This window comes from Thiorhodovibrio winogradskyi (assembly GCF_036208045.1).
In the GTDB taxonomy this organism is placed as follows: Bacteria; Pseudomonadota; Gammaproteobacteria; order Chromatiales; family Chromatiaceae; genus Thiorhodovibrio; species Thiorhodovibrio winogradskyi.
The window spans coordinates 4,176,617-4,191,496 of the sequence record NZ_CP121472.1; the positions used below are offsets into that span (position 1 = coordinate 4,176,617).

Genomic DNA, 14,880 nt, shown 5'->3' on the forward strand with positions numbered 1-14,880 from the left:
GTTTCTCTTGCGAGATGGCAAACGCAAACCCAAAATACCCGCAGACAACCTCAACCCCGCCGCCCGATCAATTCTTCAATCCGACGCCGGATGTCGCGAAAACTGCGCTTGGGTACGTGGCGGCGGGAGGCCTCGCGCGCGCGCTCGGCGGCATCGAAGCGTTGCTTCACCGTGGCGGCCAGGGCGGCGGCGCGGTCCGGGTGCGTGGCCAGAACCCGCTGCAGGCACTCGAAGCTGATGCGGACCAGGACCACGTCACTTCGCGCCGAATACTCAAGAAATGACGGCTCGCTGGTCGCCATCGACAGGATGCCGTAATAATCGCCGGGACCGAGCAACTCGGTGACCTCTTTCGCGCCGCCGGGCAAGGTGATGCTGGCCTCCACCAGACCGTGGATCACGATATCGAAGGCCTCGGCAATTTCACCCTCGCGCAGCAACACAGTGCCGGCGTCGAAGTCGAGATAACGACTTGGGGTCGCGATCTGCTCGATCTCCTCATCCGTCCATTGGCGCGAGAGATCAAGCTGTTTGAGTGCCTGGAAAATACTCGGACGCTCGCGGGTATTGGCATCGGCGCGGCGGGTGCGCCATTCCGAGATTTGCGGCGAGATATGAATCCCGGCATTGAGAAAGGCATAATGAATTTCGCGGAACAACTCCTCGCGGCCGCGAAACATGGCCGGATAGTTGTCATAATGCACCCACACCATGTATTCATAAGGCTGACTCATGGCGTTGGCCAGTCGCACCACCGGCAATGGCCGATTGAGCACGTGGGGTGCGCGCATGGCGGCCTCGAGCAGCAAGGCGGTGGCGAAACGCGGGTCGACCTCGGCCGGCACCTTGACCAAATACCAGGGCGCGAACTGACGCCGGCCGCCTTCATAGTTCTTGATGTTCTGACCAGCGAGCAGCGAATTGGGAATGATATGGCGGCTGTTGTCCCAACCCAGCAGCCAGGTCGCGCGCCAGTTAATGTCCACAACCCGCCCGACGATGCCGCCTGGCAGCTCAATCCAGTCGCCGATTTGAAAGGGGCGCTCAATGCCCATGGCAATACCGGCAAAGAGATCGCCCAGCGGACGTTGCAGCGCGAATCCAGCCAGGGCGGCGGCCACGCCGGTCGAGACCCAAACCCCGGTGATGGAATAGCCCTGCTGCCACATAAAGAGACTGATGCCACCGAGCAGGCCACCGAGGTAGCCGATCGCGCGCAGCAGCGCCGGCACGGTGGCGCGATAGTCGGCAACGCGCTTCTCGAACAGAAACACCTCGCCCACCCGCACCAGGGACCAGGACAGTACCATGTAGAAGACAAACACCATGATGACTCGCAGCGGCTCATCGGCACGCGCACTCCCAAAGGGCACGATCGCCAGTCGCAACAAGGTGCCAACCAGGATCACCACCGCTGGCAGCAACACCAGATCCGCCGTCGCGATCAATCCCGGCACGGGCGTCGAAGGGCCACGAGCGCCGAACTTGCGCAATCCAAGTTCCCATAGGGCGAACAATCCCAAGCAGGCCCCGAGCAACCAGGCCGGCTCGTCGAGCAGGGCGTCGAACAGACTGCTGTGCTGTTGCATCGGCGTGTCCATTAGGCTTTCCAGCAAGCTTTCCGGCAGGCATGTCGGCCATGCCAAGCGCACGCGCGTTCCTTCATGCCCACTGCCACCAGCGGTCGCATCGTGCTACTTTGAGCCCCCTTGGCTCGATCCTGCCGTTCCAACCCTGTCATCATCGCCACCATGTCAAAGCTCTACGATCTCGTGCTGCTCGACGCCTCAGGTTACCTGTTTCGCGCCTATCATGCCCTACCCAAGCTCAGCAACTCGCGCGGGGAGCCGACCGGCGCCCTGGTTGGCGTGCTGAACATGATCCGCAACTTAAGTGAGCGCTATCAACCCCGCTATCTCGGCGTGGTGTTCGACGCGCCCGGCCCAACATTCCGCAACGCGCTCTTTGCCGATTACAAGGCCAATCGCCCGGAGATGCCCGATGACCTGCGCCAACAGATCGAGCCGTTGCGCGAGATCGTGCGCGCGTTGGGGTTGCCCTTGCTGATCGTGCCCGAGGTGGAGGCCGATGATGTGATCGGCACCTTGGCGACCCGCGCCGAGGCGGCCGGGCTGCGCACGCTCATTTCCACCGGCGACAAGGATCTGGCGCAGCTGGTGACGGATCGCATTCATTTGGTCAACACCATGAACGACAACCTGCTCGACCCCGAGGGCGTGCGCGAGAAGTTCGGCGTGCCGCCCGAGCGCATTGTCGATTATCTCAGCCTGGTGGGCGATAGCGTCGATAACATTCCCGGCGTGCCCAAGTGCGGCCCCAAGACGGCGGTCAAGTGGCTGGGCGAGCATGGCGATCTCGATAACCTGATGGCGCACGCGGATCACATTGGCGGCAAGGTGGGCGAAAACCTGCGCGCGAATCTGGCGCAACTGCCGCTGGCGCGACAGCTGACCACCATCAAACGCGATGTGGCGTTGGAGCTGGCGCCGGAGGATCTGACACCCGCCGAACCAGACACCGACAGCCTGCGTACCTGGTACCAGCGCATCGAATCACGCCGGCTGCTGGCAACCCTGGAGGCGGTGGCGGATAGCGAGACCGCCAGTGCACTGGAGCAGCAAACCAGCCCCAAGGCCGATCAGGCCAACAAGGCGGAGTCGGACTATCAGGTCATACTGACCGAGGAGGCCTTCCAACGCTGGCTCGCGCGCCTGCAAGAAGCCGAGCTGTTCGCCATCGACAGCGAAACCACGGCGCTTGAGTACATGCAAGCCGAGATCGTCGGCCTGTCTTTTGCCATAGAGCCGGGCGAGGCGGCCTATCTGCCGCTCGCGCATCGCTATCCCGGCGCCCCCGAGCAACTCGACCGCGACCAGGTGCTGGCCGCGCTCAAGCCACTGCTTGAGGACCCGACGCGCCTGAAGCTCGGGCAGAATCTCAAGTACGACATGAACGTGCTCGCCGGCCATGGCATCAGGTTCCAAGGCATTGCCCACGACAGCATGCTGCAAAGCTATGTGCTCGACAGCACCGCCAGCCGCCATGACATGGACACGCTGGCGCTGAAATATCTGGGCCACAAGTGCACCGCCTTCGAGGACATCGCCGGCAAGGGCGCCAAGCAACTGTGCTTCGATCAGATCGCGCTGGAGCAGGCCGCGCCCTACGCCGCCGAGGATGCCGACATTACGCTCCAGTTGCATCGCCGCTTTTGGCCGCGACTGGAGCAGAACGAGCGCCTGCAGGCGTTGTATCAGGACATCGAAATCCCGCTGATCCCAGTGCTGTCGCGCATGGAGCGCCTGGGTGTGCGGATTGATGCCGATGAATTGAACCAACAAAGCCGTGAGTTGGCCGAGCGCGTCGCGGCGTTGGAACAACAAGCCTATGAGGTTGCCGGTCGCCCTTTCAATCTCGGCTCGCCCAAGCAAATCGGCGCGATTTTCTTCGACGAACTCGGCCTGCCGGTGGTCTCGCGCACCCCCAAGGGCGCGCCTTCAACCTCCGAGTCCGTGCTGGAAAAACTCGCCGAGGACGGCCACGAACTGCCGCGCCTGATTCTGGAGCATCGCGGCCTGTCGAAACTGCGCTCCACCTACACCGACAAGCTGCCGCGCATGCGCGATGCCCGCACCGGCCGGGTGCATACCAGCTATCATCAGGCCGTCGCCGCCACCGGGCGCCTGTCCTCCAGCGACCCCAATCTGCAAAACATCCCCATCCGCCGCGAGGAAGGCCGACTTATCCGCCGCGCCTTCATCCCCGAGCCCGGCTACCGACTGCTGGCGGCGGACTACTCCCAAATCGAGCTGCGCATCATGGCGCACCTCTCAGGCGACGAACGCCTGCTCGCCGCCTTCGCCGAGGGGCAGGACATCCACCGCGCCACCGCGGCGGAAATCCACGGACTCGCGCCCGATGAGGTCACGGCGGACCAGCGCCGCTCGGCCAAGGCGATCAACTTCGGCCTCATCTACGGCATGTCCGCCTTTGGCCTGGCGCGCCAACTGGGCATCGAACGGCGGGAAGCCCAGGCCTATGTGAACACCTACTTTGCCCGCTACCCGGGCGTGAAAGCCTTCATGGAGCGCATTCGCGAACAGGCCGCGCGCGACCACTATGTCGAGACTCTGTTCGGCCGCCGGCTCTATCTACCCGACATCAATCACCAAAACCAGCAACGCCGCCAGGGCGCCGAGCGCACCGCCATCAACGCCCCCATGCAGGGTAGCGCGGCGGACATCATCAAGCGCGCCATGATCGCCGTCGATGCCTGGATCGAGCGCGAGCGCCCACCAGTGCGCATGATCATGCAGGTACACGACGAACTGGTATTCGAGATCACCGAGGACGCCGTGGAATCCGCCAGTGACCGGATTCGCACCCTGATGCAATCCGCCGCCGAGCTAAAAGTGCCCCTGATTGTCGATGTCGGTGTTGGGGAGAATTGGGATGAGGCGCATTAGACGGCCGCATTGATCGAATGCATGGCGATTGCTTCGGCGCTGCGGGCAAACTGCGTCCTCCATGCTGCCATTACCCTTGAACCTCGCCACCCTTGCCGTCAGTCTGATCGCTGCCTTGCTGCTGGGCTGGCTGCTGTTTCACCTTGCCATACAGCTTGGTTTTCGTGCCAAGCGGCTGCGCGAGCAGTCCGATCCCGGCGTCCTGGGTCTGCCTTTCGAGACCGTCGCCATCCCCGGTCGCTCGCGCAAGCCGCTGTTTGGCTGGTGGCTGCCGGCGGATGAGAGTCACCGCTCGGTGGTGATTCTGCACGGCTGGGGCAGCAATGCCGAGCAGATGTTGCCGCTTGCTCCGCCCCTACATGTCGGTGGCTACAATGTGCTGCTGTTCGATGCGCGTAACCATGGCCGCAGCCCGGGTGCGAGCTTCTCCTCCCTGCCACGCTTCGCCGAGGATCTGGATGCCGCCATCGCTTGGCTGCAAGCCACGCAGGCGAATGCGGCACGCTCCATTACAGTGATCGGGCATTCGGTTGGCGCTGGCGCGGCCTTGTTCAGCGCCTCGCGGCGCGATGATGTCATGGCCGTGGTCAGCCTATCAGCCTTTGCCCACCCGCGCTGGGTGACTGAGCGTTATCTTCGCCAGGTCCATCTGCCAGCGCCCATCATTGACCTGGTCGCGCGCTATGTGGAATGGGTAATTGGCCATCGCTTCGCGACTATCGCGCCCATGAATACGATCAAGGCCATCCGCTGCCCGGTGCTGCTAGTGCATGGCGATGCCGACCGGTCGGTGCCCATTAGCGATGCGCGGGTGATTGCCCGCAGTGGCGCGCCGGGCGGACTGGAACTGCTGGAAATTCCCGGTGGGGATCATGATTCAAGCGAGCAGATTCCTGAATACAGCCCGCGCTTGCTGGCGTTTCTGTACGCGGCGGAGCAACGCCGGCCGTGATGCTGGAAGCGGCGGCCATGGCACAACGGCTGCGGCAACATCAGGCGTAGTCGTCAATCACCGGGCGGCGCGCTCGCCCCCAACCCGACGGAAAGATCGCCGGACCGCGCAGGTTGGACCTGGGTGCGCTCGGCAGACGGCGTTCGGTACGGCGGCGATCACCATCGCGGCGATCGAGCGCGCGTCTGTCTTCCAGGCGCCGCTCGGTTGCCAGACGCAGATCACCGCGCCGATCCGCGTCACGCCTTTCCTTGGAGCGGCGCTCCTTGCGACGTCTCTCGCCCGAGCGCCGCTCGCCGCCACGCTGGTCGCCTCTCCCGGTGCCTTTGCGCGGCAAGGGGCGCCCGTCAAGCAACGGGTGATGCTCGTTTTCACCACTGCCCAAGGCATGGCCAAAACGGGTGGAGGCAATGGGTTGAATGGCATCCAGTCGATCAAACATGGTCGAGCCTCGAAGCTGTGCCAAAGAGTCCGCGCTGACGCTCAGGGTGCTGACCAGCCCAGGTCGTGAATTCCCATGATTAACTTTGCGCATTGTTGCAAAAAAGCGACCGCTCGCAGCCCGGCTCTGTTCCGTCCTATCTTGTCGGCAAGCGACTCCCTGTCACAAGGATGTCGGCTTTCGTCATCTCCCTCATTGTGAGCAGCCCTACTCACTGTATCGTTCTCCGGGACGGGTTCTTGAACCGCCATTGCTGAGCGAGCCTAGCCTAATAGCCGGCTTATTCACACATCGCCTTCAGTCAGCAAGGGCCGCATGGCACTCAGCAGATTGCCAAACAGGCGCGGATTGGCCTGCTCCTCACGCGCGAGCAGCTCCTTGAAATAATCGCGCTGAGTCGGCTTGTCAAAACAGGCCGGGCAGGAATCCGGCACCACCGGCAGCGCGGCGGCCTCGGCATAGGCGCGGGTTTGACGCTCGCGACAATAGACTAACGGGCGGATGACACGCAGGTCGCCAGCGTCGATGCGATAGTGTGCTTTCATGGTGCGCAACTGCCCGCCGTGAAATATGGACATCATCAGGCTTTCGGCCAGATCATCGAGATGCTGCCCAAGCGCGAGCACACCAAAACCATGCTCGCGACACAGCCGATACATGATGCCGCGCTTCATGCGCGCGCAGTAGGCGCAAAAAGAATCGCCATCCATGTGCGCCCGCGCCTGCTCCATGATCGGCTGGCGCTCGTAGAGGGTGTCAAGCCCAAGGCGGCTGTAATACTCCACCAGCGACTCGGGATCGAAGCCGGGAATTTGCGGGTCGACCGTGATGACGCCAAGCGTAAAGGACACCGGCGCGCGCCGCTGCAAGTGACGCAAAATGTGCAGCAAGGACAGGGAATCCTTGCCGCCGGAGACGGCCACCAGCACGCGATCCCCGGGCTGGATCATGCGGTAGTCGGCAATGGCGCGCCCGACCAGGCGCAGCAGGGACTTGGGTGGGGTATCCGGGCTTTTGCTCATGCCTGGCAGTGTAGCGCATTCGCCAAAAGAGTAAGGCCGGCGGATGCCGGCCTTGTCCTGCTGGCGCCTGGGGCGCGCACCCTGGGTCAGGGCGTTTTGAACTCCTGTGTGAGGAGCCATAATGAAAAGTGTAGCCCAGTTTCCAAATCTCGCTTGGCTTTAGACCGTCGTTTCACCCAAAAACCAAGGTGGTTCCGACAAGCGGTTGTTCAGCAATCAGTCGCTGTCTGGACTTTTGCTCGTGGTGGCAGCGCAAAACGGTATTCCTCGATCTCCCAGCTATCGAGACTGGCTGTTAGCACCAAACAGGACGGCCCGCCGTAGGTGCGCGAACGCCCAGCAGCGCCCGGGTTCAGTACCCAAGGCAAGCTGTCACAGTCCACAACCAGACGGTGACTGTGCCCGTAGACGATGACGCGTGCCTGCGGATAGCGCCGCCGCAACCGCTCATGACGCCCAGCCGCTGCCATGCGATGGCTGTGCTCAACCACAAGCAGGCCACCCGGCAACTCCACCTGGGCGCGTTCGGGAATGCGTTCAAGCAAGACCTGCTCTTCAACCGGCCAGGTGCGATGAACATCGTTATTGCCGCGAACCGCATACACTTGCCCTAGCCTGGGCTGAAGGCTCGCCAGCACCGCCACCGAACCAATGTCCCCGCCATGCACCGCTATATCGCAACCCGCCACCGTGGAGAGGACGCGTGGATCAGCTGGCCCATGGGTATCAGCCAGCAGAGCCACGCGTAGACTTGGTGGCAAGGGCTGTGGATCACTCACAATTCACCGGCAAAACAAGGCACACCGGATATGAGCCCCTGCAACCTCAAGCGTCGATGCGCAGCACCAGTTTGCCACTCATCCCGCCCGCTTCGAGTCGGCGGTGGGCCTCGGCTGCCCGGTCGAGCGGCAAAGACTCACTGACATGGATATCTAACTGCCCCCGCGCCATGAGTTCCGCGCATTGGCTCAGAATCCAGCTCTGATGCGCTTGCGCATCGCCGATATCGCGCAGCTGCGGGGTCAGCATGAGTTCCAGACTCATGCGCAGATTGCGCAGGCGCGCCTCGCCCAAGTCCAGTTTGGAATCCAGATCCGAACCAGGATCGAGAATGGTCACCAGATCACCATAGAGCGCCATGGCAGGGATGGTCTGACGGAAAACGTCAGGTCCAACGGTATCCAACGCAATATCCACGCCGCGCCCCTGGGTCCAGTCGGAGATAGCCTCGACCAGGGACTCCTCGCGATAATTGATGGCGCATTCCGCACCCAGCCGATGCACAAAATCGGCCTTCTCGGCGCTGCTGACTGTGGTGGCCACGCGCGCACCAGCGGCGACCGCAAGCTGAATGGCAACATGCCCAACACCACCCGCGCCACCGTGAATCAGCACTTGCTGACCAGGTCGGATACCGGCGCGATCATGCAGGGACTCCCAGGCGGTGATCAGTACCAGAGGCGCCGCGCCAGCCTGGTCGATGTCCAGCCCCGCTGGCAGAGGCTGGATGAGTCTCTCATCGACCAGATTGAACTCGGCATAATTGCCCCGCACACCGCCCAGTCCGCCGCTGCAATACCAGACGCTGTCACCGGGCCGCACCCGGGTCACCTCGGACCCCTGGGCCTCAACCACGCCGGCACCGTCGCAACCGAGCACGGTAAGCCCGGTTGTCGCACGCATTGGACCGCGGCTACGGATCTTGGTGTCGACCGGGTTTACCCCGGCGGCTTGCACGCGCACCAAGACCGCGTGCGGAGATTCGATCCGGAGATCCTCAAGCTCGGCCCGCGCAAGCACCTCGGGGCCGCCCGGCTCATTCATGGCAATGGCTTTCATCGGTTAGGATCCTCCTATTGCCGAGGGCACCTGCATCGATTGCTTTCCGTCGATTCAGTCCGCCGTTTCAGTCTTTGGTTTCGCGCTCGACCAGCATGGCCTGCAATTCGACATCGAGCCGCGAATCATCGTCGAGATTCACCTCGATTAACCGCCGCAACAGCGCCACGCTATCCAAATCCATTTCCAGCACATGGACACCAATCTGTTTGGCATCCAGGTGCCTGACTTCGCCTTTGACCTGAATCTGACAGCTACCCTGCTCGTCAAGCACCACGGATAGATCGACCAGTTGCCCAAGCACTGGTCGCCAATTCCCACAGGCCTCCAGCAGCAAACCACGAAGCGAAATGTCGACCAATCGACACCAGGTCTCCTGATCCATCGCCTCGACCCGAACCTCGCGGTCAAGGCCGATACGCTGGAAGCGCCGCCGATTGCCATCAGTGTCAGTGGCCAAGGTCATCTGATCGGCACAGACCAAGCCATCGGATTGCGCGAAACGCCACTAGAAAAAGGCGCCGCGGCAGAACGCGGAAAACCGGGAGCTTGGCTCATGCGCGCATCATCCCTGCTTGGCTTCCTCGGCCGCTTCGAGCACCCGCAGACGCCCGGTTGGGTCCGCGGCACGGAAATTGCCGATTAGGCGCTGCTCCTCCGGCGACAACTCGGGTGCCGAGTCATCCAGGCACAGCAGATAAACTGGAGAGACTGTCCCCAGCGCTTGCGTCAAGGTTCGCGCCTGCTCAATGCCCATGCGACGGATACCCTGCTCATAGTTGCTGATACGGGACTTCGACAGCTCGTTGCCTGTTCGCTCCGCCAGCTGCGCCAGGCTTAGACCCTGCGCCTGCCGGGCCTCTCTGAGCCGTTGTCCAATCGCGTTATTCAACTCTTTCGTATTCATGATAAATCGCTATCTGAAAGCAAAAATCCATATTTGGAGGCGAAATCCAAGACCGAAGCGCAGGCTACAACGCCAGCGCGAGGCGAGCATCAATGGCGCGGCGCACGCCCGATATTGGATTCGCAACATACGCGAGTACTATGCCTGCCAGCGCTATCAGTGGCAAGGCAATCTGAACCTATTATGAACGCCATCGGGGAACTTGGCATGGCAGGGTCAAGAGTTTCTGGGGTGTTGCGCGCCCTCGGGAAAAAGTTGTCTGACTGGCCGATTTCTCTGTCAAAGTTGCTCTAGCGAAATCTGCTTGTTGGTCCAAACTATTCCCCAAAGAAGCCCCCCAAAAAACCCAATAACCCCATCCGTTATAGCCGCAGTGAGCCGTTGCGCAGAGTGATCTGCCTCAGGCCAACAGCCGCTCAAGGTCAAATGCTTTCAGCGTCTCTAACGCCCCGTCGATGACCTTCTCTCGCCCCGCGAACACCGATCATCTGCCAGAACTTGATGCCAAAACTTGATGCCAAAACTTGATGCCAAAACTTGATATAGGAGTAGACCGGCTTGAAGATCGACTGAAACAGGGGCGAGGACCGCTGCACCGTTCGGACTGACCACGGACCAGAAAACAGATGTGTCTTGGCCCGGAAATACCCTGCAATGCCTTTGTTTCTAGGAGGTGTTATGGATCATTTCGGCTCCTCAGGCGCGCTGCCTCACATTCGGCTAGACTGCAGCGATTCGCCCGTGATGGCACAAACCTGGCATGCAGGAACAGAACATCCATGCAGGCAACACTAGACTATGAAGTCATCGTCATCGGTGGCGGCCACGCCGGCACCGAGGCCGCACTGGCCTCGGCTCGTCTTGGCGCACACACTCTGCTGCTGACGCACAATATCGAAACACTGGGACAGATGAGCTGCAACCCGGCCATCGGCGGCATCGGCAAGGGGCATCTGGTCAAAGAGATCGACGCCTTGGGTGGACTGATGGCGCGCGCGGCCGATGTTGCCGGGATTCAGTTTCGGATTCTCAACAGCCGCAAGGGCCCGGCGGTGCGCGCCACCCGCGCCCAGGCTGATCGCATGCTCTACAAAGCCGTCGTGCGCCGCGCGCTGGAGCACCAGCCGGGGCTGGATCTGTTTCAGCAGGCGGCGGACGATCTTCTTCTCGATGGTGATGGGGCCGGCGCGCGCGTCACCGGCGTGCGCACCCAGATGGGCTTGGAGTTTCACGCCCGCACTGTGGTACTCACCGCCGGCACCTTTCTCGGGGGACGCATTCACATCGGGCTAAGCAACTACCGGGGCGGGCGCGCCGGGGATCCGCCCGCACTCGCTCTGGCCGAGCGCCTGCGCGCTTTACCACTGCGGGTGGAGCGGCTCAAGACCGGCACCCCACCGCGCATCGCCGCGCGCAGCATTGACTTCAGCCAGCTTGCCGAGCAACCCGGTGACATCCCTGTACCGGTGTTTTCCTATCTTGGCACGGCGGCGGACCATCCGCGCCAGCTCAGTTGCCACATTGCCCGCACTACAGAGCGCACGCATGAGATCATTCGCGCAGGCATCTCCCGCTCGCCTCTGTTCAGCGGCGTGATCGAAGGCATAGGACCACGCTATTGCCCGTCGATCGAGGATAAAATTTTTCGTTTTGCCGATAAGGCCTCGCATCAGATTTTTGTCGAGCCAGAGGGACTCGACACCGATGAGATCTACCCTAACGGCATTTCCACCAGCCTGCCCTACGATGTGCAGGAAGCGCTGGTGCGCTCCATTCCGGGTTTCGAGCGCGCGCACATCACCCGCCCCGGCTATGCCATTGAGTACGACTTTTTCGACCCGCGCGACCTGCTGCCCTCGCTTGAGACCAAGCCCATTCGCGGGCTGTTCTTCGCCGGGCAGATCAATGGCACCACGGGTTACGAGGAAGCCGCCGCCCAGGGCCTGCTGGCCGGACTGAACGCCGCGCGCCAGGCGCGCGGGCTCGAACCCTGGTACCCGCGTCGCGATCAGGCCTATTTGGGTGTGATGATCGATGACTTGATCACCCGCGGCACCACCGAGCCCTATCGCATGTTCACCAGCCGCGCCGAGTATCGGCTGCAGCTGCGCGAGGACAATGCCGATCTGCGCCTGACCGAGATCGGCCGCGAACTGGGGCTGGTGGACGAGGCGCGCTGGAAAGCCTTCGCCACCAAGCGCGAGGCCATCGCCCGCGAACAGCAGCGTCTGCACGAGACCTGGGTGCGACCCGGCAGCGCGGCGGCCGAGGCGCTGGCGGAGTATCTCGGCGAGCCGCCGAAACGCGAGCTGCGCGCGCTTGAGTTGCTCGCCCGGCCCCAAATCGACCATGCCCGCCTGATGGCGATTCCCGGCATTGGTCCTGATATTAGCCCAGGCGCGGTGGACCCAGCGGTCAGCGAGCAGCTCGAGATCCAAGCCAAGTATGCAGGCTATCTGGAGCGCCAGCGCGCCGAGGTCGAGCGCCAGTTGGCCCAAGAACATTCGCCACTACCGCTCGATTTCGACTTCGACCGGGTGCGCGGACTCTCCGCCGAGGTGCTGGAAAAATTCAAGCAAACACGCCCAACCACCCTGGGCCAGGCGGCGCGTATTCCGGGTGTGACGCCAGCGGCCGTATCTTTATTGCTGATTCACTTAAAGCGTATCCAGTCGATCAGTCAAGCCGCTGACCAGGCGAGCAACCCAAGGGATCAATCAGGGCACCAACAACTAGCCGACCCTGCCCCGCCCAGCGCGTACCAGAGTGCCTGATGCTTGCCTCCCTGCGCCAACCGTTGAGCGATCGCCTGCATCAGGGCTGCGCGCGTCTTGGCGCTCCCGTCGCCAACCTCAGCGAAGCCCAACGCAACGCCCTGCTGGACTACGTTGATCTGCTCGCGCACTGGAACAGCCGCTTCAACCTCACCGCCGTGCGCGATCCGCTGGACATGATTGGCCACCACCTGCTCGACAGCCTGGCCGCCGTCGATGCCTTTGTTGCCTCACCGGTGCTCGATCTGGGCACGGGCGCCGGCCTGCCCGGCATTCCGCTGGCCATCGCGCGCCCGGAGCTGCAATTTGTCCTGCTCGACAGCATCGGCAAAAAAACCCGTTTTGTGCGACAGGCCGCCGCCAGTCTGGAGCTTGCCAACGTCACAGTGATACAAGCGCGCTTTGAGTCATATCAGCCGGCGGAAAAATTCGCTACCATAACGGCTCGTGCGCTCGCGCCGCTTGCAGCCCTGTGGAGCGGCAGCGCCCATTTGCGCCAGCCGGGCGCGGCACTGCTTGCCTACAAAGGCCGCCGGCCGGATGATGAAATCGCCACGCTCAGGCCCCCGGCGGGTGCCACCGGTGAGGGCCCAAGCGTCACGCGGGTAAGCGTCACCCGACTTGAGGTTCCCTTCGTGCCTGGCGAGCGCCATTTGATCCGCATCGACTGAAGCCCTTGAACCTATGGCCAGAATCATCGCGATCGCTAACCAAAAAGGCGGCGTGGGTAAAACCACCACGGCCGTGAATCTGGCCGCCTCGCTGGCGTCGCTCAAAAGCCGCGTGCTGCTGATCGACATGGACCCGCAAGGCAATGCCACCATGGGCTGTGGAGTGGATAAAAACAGCCTGGAACTCACCGGCTGCGATCTGCTGCTGAGTGACGCCGACTTCAACGCCTGTCGCGTCCGGGTGGAAGAACCGGCGCCCGGCTTCGACCTCCTGCCATCGAATGGCGACATGACCGCGGCTGAAGTCGGCCTGATGAACACTGAAGAGCGCGAACGCAGCCTGGCCGCGGTGATTAGCACTGTGGCTGGTGACTACGACCAGATTCTGATTGATTGCCCGCCCTCGCTGAACATGCTCACTCTGAACGCCCTGGTAGCCGCCCATGGCGTGCTAATTCCGATACAATGCGAGTATTATGCCCTGGAGGGGCTATCAGCCCTGCTCGACACCATTCGCCAGATTCAGGACAGCCGCAATCCCGGCCTGGCCATCGAGGGCATTTTGCGCACCATGCATGATCCGCGCAACAACCTGGCCAATCAGGTCTCCACCCAGTTGATTGAGCATTTCAGCGCGCAGGTCTACACCACCATCATCCCGCGCAACGTGCGTCTGGCCGAGGCCCCCAGCCATGGCCTGCCGGTGCTGCTGTACGATTCCAGTTCGCGCGGTTCCATTGCTTACCAAGCCCTGGCCGGCGAGATGCTTGGCCGCGCCCAGCGTGCGCCGGCCGCGGCCTGAGCATAGAACAACCAAGAATGAGCACAAAAAGAAAAGGTCTTGGCCGCGGCTTGGACGCCTTGCTTGGCGGCAGCGCCGCGAGCGACAGCCAAAGCAACAACCAAAGCAACAACCAAAGCAACACTGGCGCCTCCGACCCGACGCACGACTCCCCAACCACCGCGCGCGCGGATGAAGTCATCACTGAACTCGGCGTCGAGCGTATCCGCCGTGGCCGCTATCAACCGCGACGCGAGTTCAATTCTGACAGCCTGAGCGAGCTAGCCGACTCCATTGCCTCACAGGGTGTGTTACAGCCCATAGTGGTGCGCAGCCTCGAGGACGGCGATTATGAGATCATCGCCGGTGAGCGCCGATGGCGCGCGGCGCAACAAGCCGGGCTGGCCAAGATTCCGGTGGTGGTGCGTGAGGTTGACGAGAAAACCGCCCTGGCCATCGCCCTGATTGAAAACATCCAGCGCGATGACCTCCACCCGCTTGAGGAAGCCAGCGCCCTTCACCGCCTGGCCGAGGAATTCAACCTCACACACCAGCAGGTAGCCGAGGCCGTGGGCAAATCCCGCACCACCATTACTAACCTGCTGCGTCTGCTTGAGCTGGAAGCCGATACCAAGACCTATCTGGATCAGCGCCAACTGGAAATGGGCCACGCCCGCGCCCTGCTCGGCCTGAAAGGCCGCAACCAGAGCGACGCCGCGCGCGAGGTGGTCAATCGCGGTCTATCCGTGCGCGAAACCGAAAAACTGGTCCGCCGCTGGCAAAACGAGGAAAACGACGACGCCCAGAAAGAAAAACCCCAGCTAGACCCCAACATCCGCAGTTTGCAAGACGACCTCGCCAACCGCCTTGGCGCCCGCGTTGCAATCAAACACGGTGGCAGCGGCGCTGGCAAGCTAGTCATCGCCTACAATAACCTCGACGAACTCGACGGCATTCTGGCGCATATCCAGTAAGCGAGGTATCGCCACCCCCAGGTTAGCGACA

General features: G+C 62.3%; 13 protein-coding genes. 6 read left to right on the forward strand and 7 right to left on the reverse strand.

The genetic code is table 11. The annotated features are described in order from the left end of the window. Positions 1-50: 50 nt before the first annotated feature. Positions 51-1,601 carry a mechanosensitive ion channel family protein gene (locus tag Thiowin_RS19065; protein WP_328984542.1) on the reverse strand — a complete coding sequence of 517 codons (1,551 nt, stop codon included), beginning with the start codon at positions 1,599-1,601 and terminating at the stop codon, positions 51-53. Between the two features lie 150 nt (positions 1,602-1,751). Here Thiowin_RS19065 and polA point away from each other — a divergent pair, with 150 nt between their 5' ends. Continuing rightward, positions 1,752-4,487 carry a DNA polymerase I gene (polA, locus tag Thiowin_RS19070; RefSeq protein ID WP_328984543.1) on the forward strand — a complete coding sequence of 912 codons (2,736 nt, stop codon included), beginning with the start codon at positions 1,752-1,754 and terminating at the stop codon, positions 4,485-4,487. A gap of 61 nt (positions 4,488-4,548) precedes the next feature. Then, complete coding sequence (locus Thiowin_RS19075) at positions 4,549-5,439, forward strand: alpha/beta hydrolase (protein ID WP_328984544.1); 891 nt, start codon at positions 4,549-4,551, stop codon at positions 5,437-5,439. Positions 5,440-5,479: 40 nt separating this feature from the next. On the opposite strand, the gene Thiowin_RS19080 is transcribed toward Thiowin_RS19075, so the two are convergent. From Thiowin_RS19080 to Thiowin_RS19105, 6 genes are all read right to left on the reverse strand, one after another. Then, on the reverse strand, positions 5,480-5,881 hold the full coding sequence (locus tag Thiowin_RS19080; RefSeq protein WP_328984545.1) for a hypothetical protein: 402 nt from the start codon (positions 5,879-5,881) through the stop codon (positions 5,480-5,482). A gap of 284 nt (positions 5,882-6,165) precedes the next feature. After that, positions 6,166-6,903: an ATP-binding protein gene (locus Thiowin_RS19085; protein WP_328988126.1), complete on the reverse strand. Its 738-nt coding sequence runs from the start codon at positions 6,901-6,903 to the stop codon at positions 6,166-6,168. A gap of 209 nt (positions 6,904-7,112) precedes the next feature. Further along, positions 7,113-7,682, reverse strand: coding sequence for a metallophosphoesterase family protein (locus tag Thiowin_RS19090; protein WP_328984546.1), 570 nt, complete (start codon positions 7,680-7,682; stop codon positions 7,113-7,115). A 46-nt stretch (positions 7,683-7,728) separates the two neighbouring features. After that, positions 7,729-8,742 carry a zinc-binding dehydrogenase gene (locus Thiowin_RS19095; protein WP_328984547.1) on the reverse strand — a complete coding sequence of 338 codons (1,014 nt, stop codon included), beginning with the start codon at positions 8,740-8,742 and terminating at the stop codon, positions 7,729-7,731. A 67-nt stretch (positions 8,743-8,809) separates the two neighbouring features. Beyond that, entirely contained in the window at positions 8,810-9,202 is a 393-nt protein-coding gene (locus tag Thiowin_RS19100; RefSeq protein ID WP_328984548.1) for a PilZ domain-containing protein, read from the reverse strand. Between the two features lie 105 nt (positions 9,203-9,307). After that, positions 9,308-9,649 carry a helix-turn-helix domain-containing protein gene (locus Thiowin_RS19105; RefSeq protein WP_328984549.1) on the reverse strand — a complete coding sequence of 114 codons (342 nt, stop codon included), beginning with the start codon at positions 9,647-9,649 and terminating at the stop codon, positions 9,308-9,310. A gap of 779 nt (positions 9,650-10,428) precedes the next feature. Between Thiowin_RS19105 and mnmG the strand changes: the two genes are divergently transcribed. The 4 genes from mnmG to Thiowin_RS19125 are packed head-to-tail and all read left to right on the forward strand — an operon-like array spanning position 10,429 to position 14,849. After that, positions 10,429-12,423, forward strand: coding sequence for a tRNA uridine-5-carboxymethylaminomethyl(34) synthesis enzyme MnmG (gene mnmG, locus Thiowin_RS19110; protein ID WP_328984550.1), 1,995 nt, complete (start codon positions 10,429-10,431; stop codon positions 12,421-12,423). After that, a complete protein-coding gene (rsmG, locus tag Thiowin_RS19115; protein ID WP_328984551.1) occupies positions 12,423-13,094 on the forward strand; it encodes a 16S rRNA (guanine(527)-N(7))-methyltransferase RsmG in 672 nt (223 codons plus the stop codon). Before mnmG ends, rsmG begins: the two co-directional genes overlap by 1 nt. 13 nt (positions 13,095-13,107) lie before the next feature. Next, positions 13,108-13,896 carry a ParA family protein gene (locus Thiowin_RS19120; protein WP_328984552.1) on the forward strand — a complete coding sequence of 263 codons (789 nt, stop codon included), beginning with the start codon at positions 13,108-13,110 and terminating at the stop codon, positions 13,894-13,896. Positions 13,897-13,913: 17 nt separating this feature from the next. Beyond that, entirely contained in the window at positions 13,914-14,849 is a 936-nt protein-coding gene (locus Thiowin_RS19125; RefSeq protein ID WP_328984553.1) for a ParB/RepB/Spo0J family partition protein, read from the forward strand. The last annotated feature ends 31 nt before the right edge of the window (positions 14,850-14,880 follow it).